The 15,855-nt window shown below is 63.6% G+C and carries 14 protein-coding genes; 9 read left to right on the forward strand and 5 right to left on the reverse strand.

The features are described 5' to 3' along the window. Positions 1–42: 42 nt before the first annotated feature. The 4 genes from ligA (at position 43) to AC07UC_RS17835 (ending at position 4,119) form a co-directional block, all read left to right on the forward strand. Positions 43–2,247, forward strand: coding sequence for an NAD-dependent DNA ligase LigA (gene ligA, locus AC07UC_RS17820; protein WP_494906900.1), 2,205 nt, complete (start codon positions 43–45; stop codon positions 2,245–2,247). Next, positions 2,247–2,939: a DUF2461 domain-containing protein gene (locus AC07UC_RS17825; protein WP_494906901.1), complete on the forward strand. Its 693-nt coding sequence runs from the start codon at positions 2,247–2,249 to the stop codon at positions 2,937–2,939. Before ligA ends, AC07UC_RS17825 begins: the two co-directional genes overlap by 1 nt. A 158-nt stretch (positions 2,940–3,097) precedes the next feature. Beyond that, entirely contained in the window at positions 3,098–3,826 is a 729-nt protein-coding gene (locus tag AC07UC_RS17830) for an AzlC family ABC transporter permease (RefSeq protein ID WP_494906902.1), read from the forward strand. Beyond that, complete coding sequence (locus AC07UC_RS17835; protein WP_494906903.1) at positions 3,823–4,119, forward strand: AzlD family protein; 297 nt, start codon at positions 3,823–3,825, stop codon at positions 4,117–4,119. The genes AC07UC_RS17830 and AC07UC_RS17835 overlap by 4 nt, the downstream gene beginning before the upstream one ends. A 61-nt stretch (positions 4,120–4,180) precedes the next feature. Here the strand turns inward: AC07UC_RS17835 and AC07UC_RS17840 are convergent, their stop codons facing one another. Beyond that, on the reverse strand, positions 4,181–6,025 hold the full coding sequence (locus tag AC07UC_RS17840; RefSeq protein ID WP_494906904.1) for an aminopeptidase P family protein: 1,845 nt from the start codon (positions 6,023–6,025) through the stop codon (positions 4,181–4,183). Between the two features lie 505 nt (positions 6,026–6,530). Between AC07UC_RS17840 and AC07UC_RS17845 the strand changes: the two genes are divergently transcribed. Further along, positions 6,531–10,061, forward strand: coding sequence for an autotransporter domain-containing protein (locus AC07UC_RS17845; RefSeq protein WP_494906905.1), 3,531 nt, complete (start codon positions 6,531–6,533; stop codon positions 10,059–10,061). A gap of 203 nt (positions 10,062–10,264) precedes the next feature. Here AC07UC_RS17845 and AC07UC_RS17850 read toward each other — a convergent pair whose 3' ends face one another. Both AC07UC_RS17850 and AC07UC_RS17855 read right to left on the reverse strand, forming a co-directional pair. Further along, positions 10,265–11,137, reverse strand: coding sequence for a 50S ribosomal protein L11 methyltransferase (locus AC07UC_RS17850; RefSeq protein ID WP_140775811.1), 873 nt, complete (start codon positions 11,135–11,137; stop codon positions 10,265–10,267). A gap of 65 nt (positions 11,138–11,202) precedes the next feature. Next, complete coding sequence (locus AC07UC_RS17855; protein WP_056573228.1) at positions 11,203–11,781, reverse strand: SCO family protein; 579 nt, start codon at positions 11,779–11,781, stop codon at positions 11,203–11,205. A 189-nt stretch (positions 11,782–11,970) separates the two neighbouring features. On the opposite strand from AC07UC_RS17855, the gene AC07UC_RS17860 reads away from it, so the two are divergent. From AC07UC_RS17860 to AC07UC_RS17870, 3 genes are all read left to right on the forward strand, one after another. Continuing rightward, positions 11,971–12,474 carry a CreA family protein gene (locus AC07UC_RS17860; RefSeq protein WP_140775812.1) on the forward strand — a complete coding sequence of 168 codons (504 nt, stop codon included), beginning with the start codon at positions 11,971–11,973 and terminating at the stop codon, positions 12,472–12,474. An 86-nt stretch (positions 12,475–12,560) separates the two neighbouring features. Further along, positions 12,561–13,202, forward strand: a complete 642-nt coding sequence (locus AC07UC_RS17865; protein WP_494906906.1) for a DapH/DapD/GlmU-related protein — start codon at positions 12,561–12,563, stop codon at positions 13,200–13,202. 313 nt (positions 13,203–13,515) lie between these two features. Further along, positions 13,516–13,941 carry a low affinity iron permease family protein gene (locus AC07UC_RS17870; RefSeq protein WP_140775814.1) on the forward strand — a complete coding sequence of 142 codons (426 nt, stop codon included), beginning with the start codon at positions 13,516–13,518 and terminating at the stop codon, positions 13,939–13,941. An 11-nt stretch (positions 13,942–13,952) separates the two neighbouring features. Here the strand turns inward: AC07UC_RS17870 and AC07UC_RS17875 are convergent, their stop codons facing one another. Then, entirely contained in the window at positions 13,953–14,819 is an 867-nt protein-coding gene (locus AC07UC_RS17875; protein ID WP_494906907.1) for an SDR family NAD(P)-dependent oxidoreductase, read from the reverse strand. Positions 14,820–14,953: 134 nt separating this feature from the next. Here AC07UC_RS17875 and AC07UC_RS17880 point away from each other — a divergent pair, with 134 nt between their 5' ends. After that, on the forward strand, positions 14,954–15,235 hold the full coding sequence (locus AC07UC_RS17880) for a hypothetical protein (RefSeq protein ID WP_494906908.1): 282 nt from the start codon (positions 14,954–14,956) through the stop codon (positions 15,233–15,235). A gap of 18 nt (positions 15,236–15,253) precedes the next feature. Here AC07UC_RS17880 and AC07UC_RS17885 read toward each other — a convergent pair whose 3' ends face one another. Next, complete coding sequence (locus tag AC07UC_RS17885; protein ID WP_202327028.1) at positions 15,254–15,829, reverse strand: TMEM175 family protein; 576 nt, start codon at positions 15,827–15,829, stop codon at positions 15,254–15,256. Positions 15,830–15,855: the final 26 nt, after the last annotated feature.

Below are 15,855 nucleotides of genomic sequence, written 5' to 3' on the forward strand. Positions count from 1 at the left end.
TCCTGATCTATTGTGACGCGCCACCGTTCGGGGACGAAAAGCATGTCGGAAAAACCTGTCGATTCGCTCAGCGAAAGCGAGGCTGAAGCCGAACTCCAGCGGCTGGCCGAGGAGATCGCCGGTCATGACCGGCGCTACCATGCCGAAGACGCGCCGACGATCACGGACGCGGAATATGATGCGCTGCGGCGCCGCAACCTTGCCATCGAGGAGCGCTTCCCCGGGCTGGTGCGCGAGGATTCGCCGTCGCTCAGGGTGGGCGCTGCGCCGGCGGAAGGTTTTGCCAAGGTGCGCCATGCCGTGCCGATGCTAAGCCTTGCCAAGGCCTATACCGACGAGGACGTCACTGATTTCATCGAGCGCGGCAGACGATTCTTCGATCGCGACAAGGATCTCGACATCGCTTTCACCGCCGAGCCGAAGATCGACGGGCTGTCGGCGTCGCTGCGCTACGAGAAGGGCGTGTTCGTGCAAGGCGCGACGCGCGGCGATGGTGCCGTCGGCGAGGATATCACCGCCAATCTCAGGACCATCGCCGACATCCCCGCCAGGCTGAAAGGCTCGGGCTGGCCCGAAATCATCGAGATACGCGGCGAGGTCTACATGACCTATGCGGAATTCGAGGCGCTGAAGCAGCGCTCGGCGGCGGCCGGCGGCCAGGACTACGTCAATCCGCGCAACACGGCGGCCGGCTCGCTACGCCAGAAGGATCCCTCCGTCACCGCCACCCGAAACCTCAAATTCTTCGCCTATGCCTGGGGCTTCACGACGGCGGATCCGGCGCCGACCCAGTACGAATCGGTGCAAAAATTCGCCGATTGGGGTTTCAAGATCAGCCCCTTGATGGTGCGGGCGAAGTCGGTCGAGGAACTGGTCGCGCATTACCATCTGATCGAGGAGCAGCGCTCGTCGCTCGGCTATGACATTGACGGCGTCGTCTACAAGGTCGACCAGTTGGAACTGCAGCGCCGCTGGGGTTTCGTCACCGGCGAGCCGCGCTGGGCCGTCGCCCATAAATTCCCCGCCGAACAGGCAATGACGACGGTCGAGAAGATCGACATCCAGGTCGGCCGCACCGGCACGCTGGCGCCGGTCGCGCGGCTGGCTCCTGTCACCGTCGGCGGCGTCGTGGTCGAGAACGTCACGCTGCACAATGAGGATTACATCAAGGGTTTCGACAGCAACGGCCTGCCGATCCGCGACGGCATCGATGTGCGCATCGGCGACACGGTGGTGATCCAGCGGGCAGGGGACGTCATCCCGCAGATCGTCAGCGTCGTCCTCGACAAGCGTCCGGCCAATGCCGTGCCTTACGAGTTCCCCCACACCTGTCCGGTTTGCGGTTCACCGGCCACGCGCGAGATCAACGAGAAGACCGGCAAGGAGGATTCCCGGCGGCGCTGCACCGGCGAGCTGATCTGCGCGGCACAAGCCGTGGAACGATTGCGCCATTTCGTGTCACGTGGCGCCCTCGATATAGAGGGCCTGGGCGCGGAGAACATCGACACCTTCTTCAATGCCGGACTGATCAAGACGGCCGCCGATATCTTCACGCTCCGGGACCGTCGACCCGCCGTCACCAAGGCACTTGCCGAGCGGCGAGAGGAGCAGGCCAGGCAGCGCGAGGCGGCGTCCGGCAAGACGCGCAAGAATGTGCGCAGCGTCGAGGATCGCAACTATGAAGGCCTCGACAAGCTGTTCGCGGCGATCGATTCGCGCCGCGAGCCGGAGCTCGACCGCTTCATCTTCGCGCTCGGCATCCGCCATATCGGCGAGACGACGGCGGCTGTGCTTGCAAAGACCTTCTCGACCATCGAGGAACTGATCCGCGTTGGCAAGGAGACGGCGGCGGCGGAGGATCCGCATGCCGTTTTCCCGTCGATCAACGGCATTGGCGACACGGTGATCGACGCGCTGCGCGATTTCTTCGGCAATGAACGCAATGACGACGTGCTCGATAAGTTGCTCGAACAGGTCAAGCCGAAGCCGTATATCGTCACCGTCTCGGCCGACAGCGAGGTCGCCGGCAAGACCATCGTCTTTACCGGCTCGCTGGAAAAGATGACCCGCTCCGAAGCCAAGGCGATGGCCGAGCGTCTCGGCGCCAAGGTCGCCGGTTCGGTTTCGGCCAAGACCGATCTCGTGGTGGCGGGACCGGGTGCCGGCTCCAAGCTCAAGCTTGCCGGTGAACTCGGCGTCGAAGTGATCGACGAGGACACCTGGCTGCAGCGGGTCGGCAAGGCGTGATGGACGGAGCGTTCAAAGGGTTCGGCCCGAAGGCCATTCCGTTCCTGAAGGCGCTGGACTTCCACCAGAGCCGCGAATGGTTCGTGGAGAACCGCGACCTGTTCGAGAGCGAATTGCGCGATCCTCTGGGCGATCTCGTCGATACGCTGACGCAGCGTTTCGCCGATGCCGGGCTTAGCTTGCGCGGTGACCGCAAGAAGTCGCTGTTCCGCATCAATCGCGACGTGCGCTTCGCCAAGGACAAACGACCCTACAACCGGCATGTCTCGGCGATCCTGTCACCGGACGGTACCAAGATGTCGCAAGGCGTCTTCTATGTTCATATCGGGCTGGAGCGTTGTTTTGCCGATGTCGCCTGGTGGGACCCGGAGCCGGCCTTGCTGCTCGCCATGCGCAAGGCCATCGCAACGCGGCCGGACACATTTCGCGGCCTGGCGGCGGCCTTGAAGAAGAACCGGCTTGGGCTGGAGGCGGAGGGTCGCATGAAGCGGACGCCGCGCGGCTTCGAGCATACTGGCGATCCCGATCTGGCCGAGGCCATCCGCAACCGGCATTTCGTCGTCCAGCACGTCATCGATCCGGCGGGAATCCATACGCCCGCGCTGGTCGAGGAACTCGTCGATTTCGTCATGCGTGCCAAGCCGCTGCTCGACTGGGGCAGGGCGATCGAGGGCAGCGCGGCGAAAGACTGATCCTGCGGCGACGATCATTTCCGCTGATCGTTTGGCTCAAGCGAATTCGTGTGACAAGGCACGGTGTGCCACCTACATACCGCCACTCCTTGTTGTTGTGCATGTCGTACTCCCAAACCGCTACGCACTTTCGGGCGAACATGCATCAGGAGTGGTCGATGGCGACGGACGTGATCTCGCAGAGCGGCGGCAAAAGCGACTTCTGGCAAGGCGTGCGGCTCTCCATGCCTGTCGTGGTGGCGTCGGCGCCGTTCGCGGTGCTGTTCGGAGCGCTTGCCGTTGACCAAGGTTTCTCGGTCTTCGAAGCCTTCCTGATGAGTGCGCTGGTCTACGGCGGCGCCAGCCAGATGGTCGGCATCCAGCTGTTCGGCCAGCATGTCGCGCCGTGGCTGATCGTGCTGTCGATCTTCGCCGTCAACTTCCGCCATGTGCTCTACTCGGCAGGCATCGGCCGGCGCATCGCGCACTGGCCTGTCATCAGCCAAGCTCTCGGCTATTTCATCCTCACCGATCCGCAATACGCGGTGACCGAAGCGCGGGCGCAATCGGGCCAGACCATCAGCGTTGCCTGGTATCTGGGGCTCGGCCTGCCGGTCTATCTGTTCTGGATCGTCGAAAGCGCGCTCGGCGCGGTGTTCGGTAAGCTGATCCCCGATACGCATGCGCTGGGTATCGATTTCCTGCTGCCGATCTATTTTCTCGGCCTCGTCATGGGCTTTCGCAAGCGGCCGCTTTGGCTGCCGGTGGTCATCGCCAGCGCCGCGGCGTCCATCATCGCCTACAAGACGGTTGGCTCGCCCTGGCACGTCTCGATCGGCGCTGTTGCCGGCGTGCTGCTCGCCGTCATCCTGCCGCCGCACCATAGCGGCGTTGGAGAGCGGCCATGAGCACGACGTTCTGGATCATCATCGCTGGCGCGATCGCCACTTATCTCACGCGCGTCGGCGGACATCTGGTCATCTCCCGCTTCGAGAACATCCATCCGCGCGTGGAAGCAGGCCTCAATGCTGTGCCGGCGGCGGTGCTGACGACGCTGGTGGCGCCGGAACTGTTGAACGCCGGACCGGCGGAATGGGCCGCACTGGTCGTTACCGCCGTGGTCTCGCTGCGCGGCGGGCTGATGGCGATGTTCTTGGCGGGCGCCGCGGTGCTGATCGCGGCGCGGCAGTTTGTCGGGTAGTTCCTGCGAGCGCGATCGTTTTCGAACGTTGGCGCCGCCCCTTCAAACTACAGGCCAGCAATCAAATCTTCGCGTCGTGCGGCAGCGGTGCTGTCGCCTTTTCCAGCCAGGCCAGGGTTTCGCCATCGAGCATCGGTCCGATCTCGGCCAGCACACGGGCATGGTAGGCGTCGAGCCAATGCAATTCCTCGCGCGTCAGCAGGTCTGACCGCACCAGCCTGACGTCGATCGGCGCCAGCGTCAGCGTCTCGAAGCCGTGCATGGCGATGTCGCCGCCCTCGATCTGTTCAGCCGGCGTCACCAGGATGAGGTTCTCGATGCGGATGCCGTAGGCGCCTTCCTTGTAGTATCCCGGCTCGTTGGACAGCATCATGCCTTCCAGCAGCTTTTCGGTGCCGGTGCGGGCAATGCGCTGTGGACCTTCATGCACGGCCAGATACGAGCCGACGCCATGGCCGGTGCCATGGGCGAAGTCGCAGCCATGCTTCCACAGCGCCATGCGGGCGACGGCGTCGATCTCCGAACCGCGCGTGCCGGCGGGGAAGCGCAATGTAGAAATGCCGATCATGCCTTTCAGCACCAGCGTGAAGCGCTCGCGCATCTCCTCGGTCGGCTGGCCGATCGGCACGGTGCGGGTGATGTCGGTGGTGCCGTCCTGATACTGCGCGCCGGAATCGAGCAGGAACAGCTCGCCGGCCTGGAGCTTGCGGCTGGTGGCGCGCGACACGCGGTAATGCATGATGGCGCCGTTCGGACCGGCGCCGGAGATGGTGTCGAAGGAGACGTCGCGCAGCGGCATCTGCGTTTCCTCCCCGGTCTGCCTGCGGCTCTCTTCGAGCCTGGTGACCACCGCGATCTCGTCGAGCGAGCCGGGCTTCTGGCGCTCCAGCCAGCACAAGAGCTTGGCCATCGCCGCGCCGTCACGGCGATGCGCGGCGCGCGAGCCGGCGATCTCGGCCTGGTTCTTCGTGGCGCGCGGGATGCGGGCCGGGTCGGGCGCGACAATCATCGTACCGCCATTGTCCTCGACCAGCATGCGCAGCCTGTCGGCCGCCAGCACCGGGTCGAGCGCGATCTTGGCGCCGCCCTTAGCAAGCGTTGCGATCGCCGCCTCGAACTCGCCGGGCTCGTGCGGATCGGCGAGCTGGGTGAGATAGGCGGCGACCTGGCGCGAGAATTTGCGCTTGTCCATGAACAGCTGGTGCGACCCGTCGGCGGCCAGGATGGCGAAGCCGAGCGCCAGCGGCGTGTGCGGCACGTCGCCGCCGCGGATGTTGAAGACCCAGGCGATGGAGGAGGGGTCGGTCAGCACGGCGTGGGTGGCGCCGTCCTTGCCGATCGCTGTTGCCAGCCGCGCCAGCTTGTCCTTGGCGAGCTCGCCGGCAAAGCCGATCGGGTGCAGCTCGACCGGGGTCACGGGTGCGGCGGGCTGGTCCTTCCAGATGATGTCGATCGGGTTTTTGTCGAGCGGCACCAGCACGGCGCCGGTCTTGTCGGCCGAGGCCTGCAGCGCCTTGACCTCGCCGACCGTGTGCAGCCATGGATCGAAGCCGAGCCGCGCGCCTTTGCCGATATTATCCTTGAGCCAGACGGCGGGTGGGTTGTCGACCAGGCTTTCGATCGAAAAAATGTCGAGATCGACCTCATTGCGCACCTGCAGTGTGTAGCGCCCGTCGACGAAGACGAAGGCGCGGTCGCGCAGAACGATGGCGACACCGGCCGAGCCACTGAAGCCGGTCAGCCATTTCAGCCGTGCCGAACGATCGGCGACATATTCGCCCTGATGCTCGTCCGCGCGCGGCACGATAAAACCATCGAGGCCATTGGCGGCCAGCCATTGGCGCAGCAGCGCCACGCGCGGCTTTCCGACCGAGGGGTCGCCGGCGGAATCGAAGGTCTGGAACATGATGGGCCTCCTTGGTAGTCGCGCGACCGTAACCTATGGGCTGGGAAAGCGGAATCGATTTCCCGGCCGGCGCAAACTGCTACAGCGCCGCCTGGCTGACAACCAGATGGGGCTGGTCCAGCCATTTGCACAAAGGGCCGCTTCAGCTCCGCCCGACGACGCCATGTTGCAGGCGCGCAATCGTGACCAGAAAAAGTCAGCAAGCACTGTCTTTTGAGCGTGCGCCAGGTTGCAGGGCAAGCTATCTGTATCGCCGTTTCTTGGGTTTGACCGGACGGGTGGGGGCCTTCCGATCGGAGTCGTTGTCGGAGGGCGTTGATGAACATGGGAAATCCTTGGCCATTTTTGGCCAGTCAACGTCAGGCTGAGCCCGGCACGCACCCCCGATAGAATGATCTGAACATTGAGCGCGGGTGCCACCCGCGCTCCATTCGCGACAGTCTTCAATCAACATCACGGCAATACCAGCATGCCCGTTGGGCGGGCGCGGAATATGGGGCGAGGCATGAATTCTTCAACGATGGCCGGCGGGATCGACTTCCTGTCGCGAGCGCTCGGCAGGCCGGGCGCGAGCCTCGGCGCACGGCGGCGGAGCCTGCTGGTGGGCACGGCCCTGGCCGGGCTGGCGTTGCTGGCGACGCCGGCGGCCGCGCAGGAGTGGACGGGCGCGACGAGCTCGGATTACGCCGTTGGAACCAACTGGAACGGCGGCTCTGTGCCGAATTCCAACACCGCGGACATTGTCTTCGGGGCGGGTGCCGGCACGACGAATGTCGATCTGACGACGCCGAATTCGTCCACTCTTTTCTTCGCCCGAACCGTTACCTTCGACGATGCCAACAGTGCCTACACCGTATCGTTCTCGAACAAGGGATATCTCAATATCTACGGCGGCGTGAACAACACGTCCGGGGTGACCCAGAATTTCGCGGTGACCGGCGTTTCAGCAACCGGCGAAGCTTCCTATCTCATCTTCAGCAACAGCAATGCCGGCAGCGATGTCACCTATACGGTGAACCCCTATGGCGTCCTGCAGTTCAATTCCAGCAATGCATCGCCGGCTTCAGGCGCCGACGCGAAGTTCGTCCTCAATGGCGGCGCGGTCTCGCTATCGGGGTCGGGTACGCTCGCGCTCGGCTCGGTCGAAGGATCCGGCATCCTTTCCTATTATGGAAACCCGTCAGGCTCGACAGGCACGATCCAGATCGGCGGCCTGAACACCAGCACCACGCTCAACGCGCAAATCCAGGAACAGAACGGCGCCCTTTCGATAGAGAAGGTCGGATCGGGCACGCTGACGCTCACGGGGGTAAGCAATTACAGCGGCGGCACGATCCTGACTGGCGGAACCCTGTTGATCGGAGACGATGCCGCGCTCGGCACTGGCGGCCTTACCATGGCCAACGGCACGACATTCGGCGCCAGCGGAACGCACACATTCGCGCAAGCCGTGACGTTGGAGAGCGGGTCGGAGACGATCGACACCAGCAACGGAGACCTGACACTTTCATCGGGCATCAGCGAGAGCGGGGGCCCAGCTTCGTTGACCAAGACCGGAAGCGGCACCCTGACGCTGAACGGGGCAAGCACCTACAGCGGCGGCACCTACCTTAATGTTGGCACGCTCAGCCTGGGCAATGACCTGGCCCTTTCAACGGGGGAGGTTTTTGCATCGGGCGGTACGCTCGACATCCACGACGGGGTCACGATTGACAATGACCTGCACCTGTACGCCAACGCGACGCTGAACGTCAGCTCGGGCACAGGCACCTACACCGGACATATCTCGGACGAAGAGGTCGCTGGAATCTTCAAGACCGGTGCGGGCACACTGGTCTTGAGCGACGGCAACAGCTTCAGCGGCGGCGCGACGATCAGCGACGGCATACTGCGAATCATGGGCAGCAATTCCTTGGGGGCCACCGGATCGGGAATGGTCACGCTGGATGGCGGTACCTTGCAGGCCGGAGCCGACAACATCGTCATTTCCAACGCCATGATCCTGTTTGGCGCGGCCGGCGGCACCATCGACACAAACGGCTTCGACGTCAGCACGACCGCCAGCATGGGCGACAACGATACGCCAAGCGGGACGTTCACCAAGACGGGAGCGGGAACGCTGACGGTGGACGGTTTCGCCGGCAACGACAACTATGCGACGGCCACCGACGTTGCCCAAGGCACGCTGAAGGCGGCCACGGCCGACATCTTCAGCGCGAGCAGCGCCTATACGGTGGAAAGTGGAGCCACGCTTGATCTCAACAATTTCGACCAGGCGATCGGCTCGCTTGCCGGCGCTGGCTCGGTCAAAACCGGTTCCGGCACGCTCTCGACCGGAGGCGACAACAGTTCGACGGTGTTTTCCGGCGCTCTCAGCGGAACGGGCGGGCTGAAGAAGGCGGGAAGCGGAACCTTCGAACTCTCCGGCGACAACAGTGGTTTCTCTGGCGCGACAAGGGTGCAAGCCGGCACATTGCTGGTGACGGGAAATCTTGGCGGTTCGGTTGTCACGGTCGATAGTGGCGCCACGCTCGAAGGCGATGGCAGCATCGGCGGCCTGGTGGCCGAAGGCACGGTCGCGCCGGGCGAGCACGCAATCGATACGTTGAAGGTCAAAGGCAATCTCAGTTTTGCGGCCGGGTCCACCTATGCCGTGGATTTGAACGCCGCCGGCGATTCCGATCTCATAGATGCCACGGGCACGGCGACGATCGGCGCTGGCGCCAATCTGACGCTCGCGAATTCCGGCGCCTATGTGCCGGGTCAGTACAAGGTGCTGCATGCCGGAGGCAATCTGCTTGGCGACAAGACCTTCACCATCATCGACCCCCAGGTTTCCTACTTCCTGGCTGCGTCGATCGGCCAGGACCTGAACAACATCTATGTCGATATCGCGCAGAACAAATCCCTCGCCTCGGCCGGCCTGACATCAAACCAGATCGCAACGGGCACCGGATTTGAGAGTGTCGGCAGCGGCCCCTTGTTCGGGGCGATCCTGGCGCTGCCGACCGCGGAAGCCGCGCAGGACGCCTTCGACCGGCTTTCGGGCGAAGTCCATGCCTCGGCCAAGGGCATGCTCCTCCAGGACAGCCACTTCCTGCAGGACGCGGTGACGGCGCGCCTGCGTGCCGCCTTCGGCGACAGCGGCAAGACCGCTTCGCTGCCGGTCATGGCCTATGGCGAGGACGGCGTTCAGTCCGTCGCCGCCGACACCGACCGCTTCGCCATCTGGTCGCAGGGCTTCGGCTCCTGGGGCGGTACCGACAGCGACGGCAATGCGGCCGCCTTCGACCGGTCGACGGGCGGCCTGCTGGTCGGCGCCGACGGCCTGGCCGGCGACTGGCGCATCGGCGTGGTCGGCGGCTACAGCCGCACCAGCTTCAATGCCGACGACAGGGCCTCGTCGGGCGATAGCGACAACTATCATCTGGGCCTGTATGGCGGGACCAATTGGGGCGCCATCGCCTTCCGCACCGGCGCCGCATACACCTGGCACCGGATCTCGACATCGCGCTCCGTCGCGTTCCAGGGTTTCACCGACAGCCTGTCGGCCGACTACGACGCCGCGACCGCGCAGGCCTTTGGCGAGCTGGCCTACAAGACCGATGCCGGACCATTTGCCTTCGAGCCCTTCGCCAACCTCGCTTACGTGAACCTGCATACAGACGGCTTTGCGGAGAGCGGCGGCACCGCGGCGCTGACCAGCGGCAGCTCGTCGTCGGATGCGACCTTCACCACGCTCGGCGTCAGAGCGTCCACCGACGTCACCATTGGCGGCGTGGCGGCGACCGCGCGTGGCATGTTCGGCTGGCGCCATGCCTATGGCGAGGTCACGCCGCTGTCGAGTGTCGCCTTTGCCGGCGGCGACGACTTCACCATCGCCGGTGCGCCGATCGCCAGGGATGCGATGCTGGTCGAAGCCGGCTTCGACGTGCAACTGGCGCGCAACGCGACGCTTGGCCTGTCCTATGCCGGGCAGTTCGGGCCGGATGCCTTCGACAACGGCTTCAAGGCCAATCTGGGCATCAAGTTCTAAGCGGCAATCGGGCTTTTTGCTGTTGGAGCGGAACATCCATGCGGTGGCGAAGTTCTGAAAGGCCTGTTTCCCTCACAGGCATCTGAAGCTGGTGGAAAACAGCATTCAAGGCTCCGCTGACTCCGGTCGGCGGAGTTTTGGGTTTTGGCAACAATTTCGGAAATGGATCTTGCGATTGCCGGCGCTGCGGTGCTCGCCCTGGCTCAGTGCTTGAGATGGATCGTCACCCAGCCCTCGCGGTGCAAGGTGCGCACGTGCCGGAAATTCTGGCCGACATAGGCCGAGATGACGGCATCGCGCTGGCGATCGAGAATGCCTGACAGCACGATCGAGCCGCCAAGCGCGATATGCCTGGCCATTTGCGGCGCCAGCCGCATAAGCGGCCGCGCCAATATGTTGGCGACGATGAGATCGAAGGGGGCACGCTTGCCGAAGATCGGGTGGTGAAAGCCCGGCGCGGTCACCGTTTCGACAAGCGCCTTGACATGGTTGAGCCGCGCATTGGCGGCGGCGACCTTCACCGCCACGGGATCGATGTCGGTGGCGAGCACTGGAATATGCGCCAGCTTGGCGACGGCGATGGCCAGCACGGCGCTGCCGGTGCCGAGGTCGAGCGCATTGCGCGGGTGCTCGCGCCGCACCACGTTCTCAAGCATTTCCAGGCAGCCGGCGGTGGTGCCATGATGGCCGGTGCCGAAGGCGAGGCCTGCCTCGATCTCGATGGCGAGTTCGCCGCTGTGGCGCTTTGTGCGATCATGTCCACCGTGGACGAAGAAACGCCCGGCGCGCACCGGCTTCAGGCCTTCCAGCGAACGCGCCACCCAGTCGATGTCGGGCAGTGCCTCGCGCTCGACCGGCTTCGACAGAGCGAGGCCGGCAAGAATGTCCTTCACCCGGGCCTCGACGGCGTCGACGTCGCCATCGGCGTAGAGCGAGACCTCGTGGATATCCTTATCCTCGTCGACTTCGAGCACGGCAATCGGCAAGCCTTCATCCTCGAAGGCCAACTCAAGCGCCGCGAAGACGCGCTCAGCCTCGATCTTTCCGGTGGTGAAATGGAGCCGCGTCTGGGTCATCGGGAGTTTCTTCTTCGGGTTAGATCTTTGTCCGAAAACCGGTTTCCACTTTTCGGGATCAAACTCTAGCCCTTCGCGGCAAGACGCTTCAGCTTTTCGACCGCGGTGCTGGCGCTTTCGCCATAGGCGATCGTGCCAGCGAAGTCGCCCTTGCCGTTGAGCAGCAGCACCGAGGCGGTGTGGTCCATCGTGTAGTCGCCGTCGCCGGTATCGACCTTCTTCCAGTAGATGCCGAAGGACTTTGCCATGGCATGGACCTTGTCCGGGTCGCCGGTGATGCCGGTGATGCGGTCGGAGAAGTTGCTGACATAGGCATTCATCACCGCCGGCGTATCACGCTCCGGGTCGACCGACACGAAATAGGCGTGCAAGGTCTTGCCGTCGTCGCCGAGGGTCTTCAGCCAGCCGGAGAGTTCGAACAGCGTGGTCGGGCAAACCTCGGGGCAGTGGGTGAAGCCGAAGAAGACGACGCTGGGTTGCCCCCTGAAGGCCGCTTCGGTGATCGGCGCGCCTTTCTGGTCGACCAGGGTGAAGGGTGCGCCGAACGGTTCGCCGCCATAGTGGCCGCGATACCAGTCGAAGGTCAGCCAGCCGATGCCGGCCGCCATCAGGACGAGAATACCGACCAGGATAGAACGCATCATCAGAAAAGTCCGTCCGCAGAAATCATCGCGCCGGCTCAATGCCGCGCCGGTGCGACAGTCTTAGCGGTTCGGCCCCGCGCAGGCAAAGTGCCGCGTTGCCGCAACCGTGGTGGTGTTGACGCATCCGCTTGCAAAGCGGCACAACTCGCCCCACCTGAAACCGGCAACTCGAACCGCAGGAGACCTCCTTTGCGCAAACTGATTGGGCGAAAAGTGATCGGCGGCGCCTTGGCCGCATGCGTTGCGCTCGGCGCCGGCACCGCCGTCGCCGAGGAAGTCGGCAAGGTGGGCGTCGACTGGGTCGGCAACGACATCAAGATCGACGCGATCAAGGACCCCAAGGTGGATGGCGTGACCTGCCATGTCGCCTATTTCGACCGCAGCGTCATCGATCGCCTGCACAAGGGCAACTGGTTCGAGGATCCCAGCGATTCCTCGATCTCCTGCCGCCAGACCGGCCCGATCACCATCGGCGACATCGACATGAGCGAGGGCGGCGAGGAGGTGTTCAAGCAAGGCCTCAGCCTGATCTGGAAGAAGCAGGTGGTGAACCGCATCTACGACAAGGCCAACGAGACGTTGATCTACCTCTCGCATTCCCGCCAGGTGCAGAACGGCTCGGCGAAAATGTCGGTCACGACAGTGCCGCTCTACGGCCAGAACGTGGTGTGGAGCAAGGGCAAGCCGAACTAGGCGGGGTGGACGTCTTTCGTGCTGATCGGCCCACGGACAATTGCTCCTGCCTTGCAGGAGCAATTGCTCTGACGTAAAGCCGCCGCATGGACCGTTCCGAAGACCTCGTCCTAAAGGACCCCGAGCCGCGCATCCATCCGACCGCGGAACTCAAGGCGTGCAAGCTCGGCCGCTACGCCTCGATCGGCGAGCGGGTGGTGCTGCGCGAGGTGATCGTCGGCGACTTCTCCTATTTCGAGCGCCATGCCGAGGCAATCTATACGAGCATCGGCAAATTCTGTTCGATCGCCGCCAACAGCCGCATCAATGCGCTGGAACATCCGATCGAGCGGCTGACCCAGCACAAGGTCAGCTATCGGCCGAACGAGTATTTTCGCTGGCTGGGCGTCGATGCCGCGTTCCGCGAGCGGCGGCAAGCGAATGCCGTGACCATCGGCCATGACGTCTGGGTGGGCCACGGCGCGGTGATCATGCCTGGCATCACTGTCGGCAACGGTGCTGTCATTGGCGCCAATGCGGTGGTGACGCAGGACGTACCGTCCTACATGATCGTCGCCGGCGTGCCGGCGAAGCCGCTGCGGCCGCGCTTTCCCCCGGCTGTCGCGGCACGGATCGAAGCGCTCGCCTGGTGGGACTGGCCGGTCGAGAAACTCGCCAGGGCGGTTCCCGACATCCAGGCAATGCCGATCGAGGCCTTCCTCGACCGCTGGGAAAACGACGCCGCTTAGAGCAGGTCACCGTCTCAAGGAACGGCGAACAGCTCACTGGCGCACAGGCTGCGAAGCAAGTTGCGGGAAGGTGGACCCCTTCCGCCATGCGGGGGTGGCGCGGCGGAAGGGGCTGGAGTTAAACCGCCGTGAAGCGGAAGGAACAGGCTCTTTGCCTGCATGGTTACCATGCCATTAAACCGATAAGGTGTGTTTTCCGTCAAACGCCCTCATTGCGTGTATTCAATTGCGCCTGACGTATTTGTTGCCCGCGGGAACCTGGAACGGCCGTCGATTGTTTCTCATCGCGGCAGCCATTGAGGGTTCTCGACAGATGGAAAAGCTTTTCACCAAGGTCGCCAACCGGGTCGCCCATATAACCGGCCTCCCGCTGACCTTTGCCGCCTGCTGCGTGATCGTCGTCGTCTGGGCGGTAAGCGGGCCGTTCTTCGGTTTCTCGGACACCTGGCAATTGGTGATCAACACCGGGACGACCATCATCACCTTCCTGATGGTGTTTCTCATCCAGAACACCCAGAACCGCGATGGCGCGGCGATCCAGGCCAAGCTCGATGAACTGATCCGGGTCAGCGAGGGCCACAACCATTTCATCGGCATCGAGCATCTGACGGAATCCGAGGTCGAGGAGATCCGCGACAGATGCGAGAAAGCAGCACTACGCCATGACAAGGAGATCGCCGCGATGGCCGCAAAGAAGGCCGTGGCGCAAAAACGAGCTCCGAAAAAGCGTGCGGCTTGAAGACGTGAAGATCAATTTTTCATGAAGGCCGCGAAAGCATCCTTGTGGTCCGGGTGCCAGCGCGACAAGGCCGGGCGGTTTTCGATGATGTCGCCGATGGCCCAGGCCATGCGCTTTTCATCCACGGGGCGCGCCACGTCATTGTCCGGGCACAAGATGTAGAAATCGCCGCTGACCAGGGATTCCAGCATGAAATCAACAACCTGCTCGCCGGTCCAGGCACCGGCTGGCTTTTCCGTGGCACCCTCGGTGAGGCCGGTATAGGTGAAGCCGGGGATGAGCAGATGCGCCGACAGGCGGGCACCCGGCTCGTTGCGCAGCGCATGCGCGAGGCCCTCGGTGAATGTCTTCACGCCGGCCTTGGAGACATTGTAGGCAAGGTTGCCGGGCGGCGTGGTGATGCCTTGCTTGGAGCCGGTGTTGACGATCAGGCCCGGTTTGGCCGACGCCAGCATGCGCGGTGCGAAGGCTTCGACACCATGCACGACACCCCAGAAATTGATGTCGAGCAGCCGCTTCCACGCATCACGGTTTTCCCAGGGCTTGCCCGGGTTGTCGCCGACGCCGGCATTGTTCATCAGCAGCGAGACCTCGCCGAAGGCGCCGAATGCCCGGTCGGCAAGTCGATCGACCTCATCGGCCTTCGAAACGTCCGATGCAACGGCAAGCACGGCGTCGTCGCCCGCAATGGCCGAGACGGCCCGGGAGGCATCGTCAAGGCGGGTACCGGAGATGTCCGCGAGCACGATCTTCATGCTCATCAACGCAAGCCGTTTGGCGGCCGCCAGACCAATGCCGCTTGCGGCGCCGGTGATGACGGCGGTGTTGCCGGGGCCAAGCGCGGGCAGGGCGGTCTGGATTTCGGCGTCGGTGATCATGAGCGATGGGTCCTTTTCTCGATGGCGCCGAACTTAGCGCTGGAACAGGCTTGCGCAAGCCTGCGTCGGCACGTGTGCGGGTTGACCGGGCCGGTCGAGGCTGCGCATGCTGTCCCGGTAATGGAGATTTTCTATTGACGGATTGGGTTGCAATTCTGAAGGAACAGACCGCCACCGGCGACCAGATGGGGCGCGAGGTGCCGCAGATGCTGGCCAACCCCGATATCAACGAAGCCCAGGTAAGGACGCTGTTTTCGGCGCTGGAAAAACAGGCCGAGTTCGTTGAGAAACTGCGCATGGCGCTGGAGAAGTTCGGCCATGACTTCTCGATAATCAAGGCGGCCGAACGGCTGGAGGAGCGCTATGCCGACCTTGCCGCTTCGGTGGCGGAGAAGCTGAAGGCGATGCGTAAATAGGGCTGGGTTCCTCCTGCGCTATTTCTCGAGAACACGCGAAAAGCGCGTGTCCGGCACAAGCCACACCAGGGCGACGACAACATAGAGGCCCACGCTGATCCACCGGTTGAGGAAGGCAAGCGCGATGGCCGCGAGGTAGACGGCAAGCGAAAGCCTTCCCTTGCGGTCGCTGCCGATCGCCTTGGCGAAGGCGGTGTCCGGCCCATGCAGACGGTGCAGGGCGATGACCAGGATGCCGTAGGCGGTCGCGCACATTGCAAGGTCGAAACCGTAGACCGCGACCGGGACCGTGGCGAAATGGTTCTCGCCCATGAAAGCCGTCGTTACCGGCATCAGGGACAACCAGAACAACAGATGCAGGTTGGCCCACAACACGCCACCATCGACGCGCTGTACTGTGTGGAACATGTTGTGCAGATTGTTCCAGTAGATGCCGACATTGATGAATGAGAGCACGTAGCACAGGAAGATCGGCAATTGCGGCACCAGGGCGGAGAAGTCCTCGCCCTCCGGTACCTTGAGATCCAGCACCATGATGGTGATGATGATGGCCACCACGCCGTCGGTGAATGCCTCGACCCTGCCTTTGCCCATGCTCACCGCCTCTGCCTGCAACGAAT

It is taken from the genome of Mesorhizobium sp. GW821-FHT04C10 (genome assembly GCF_059420305.1).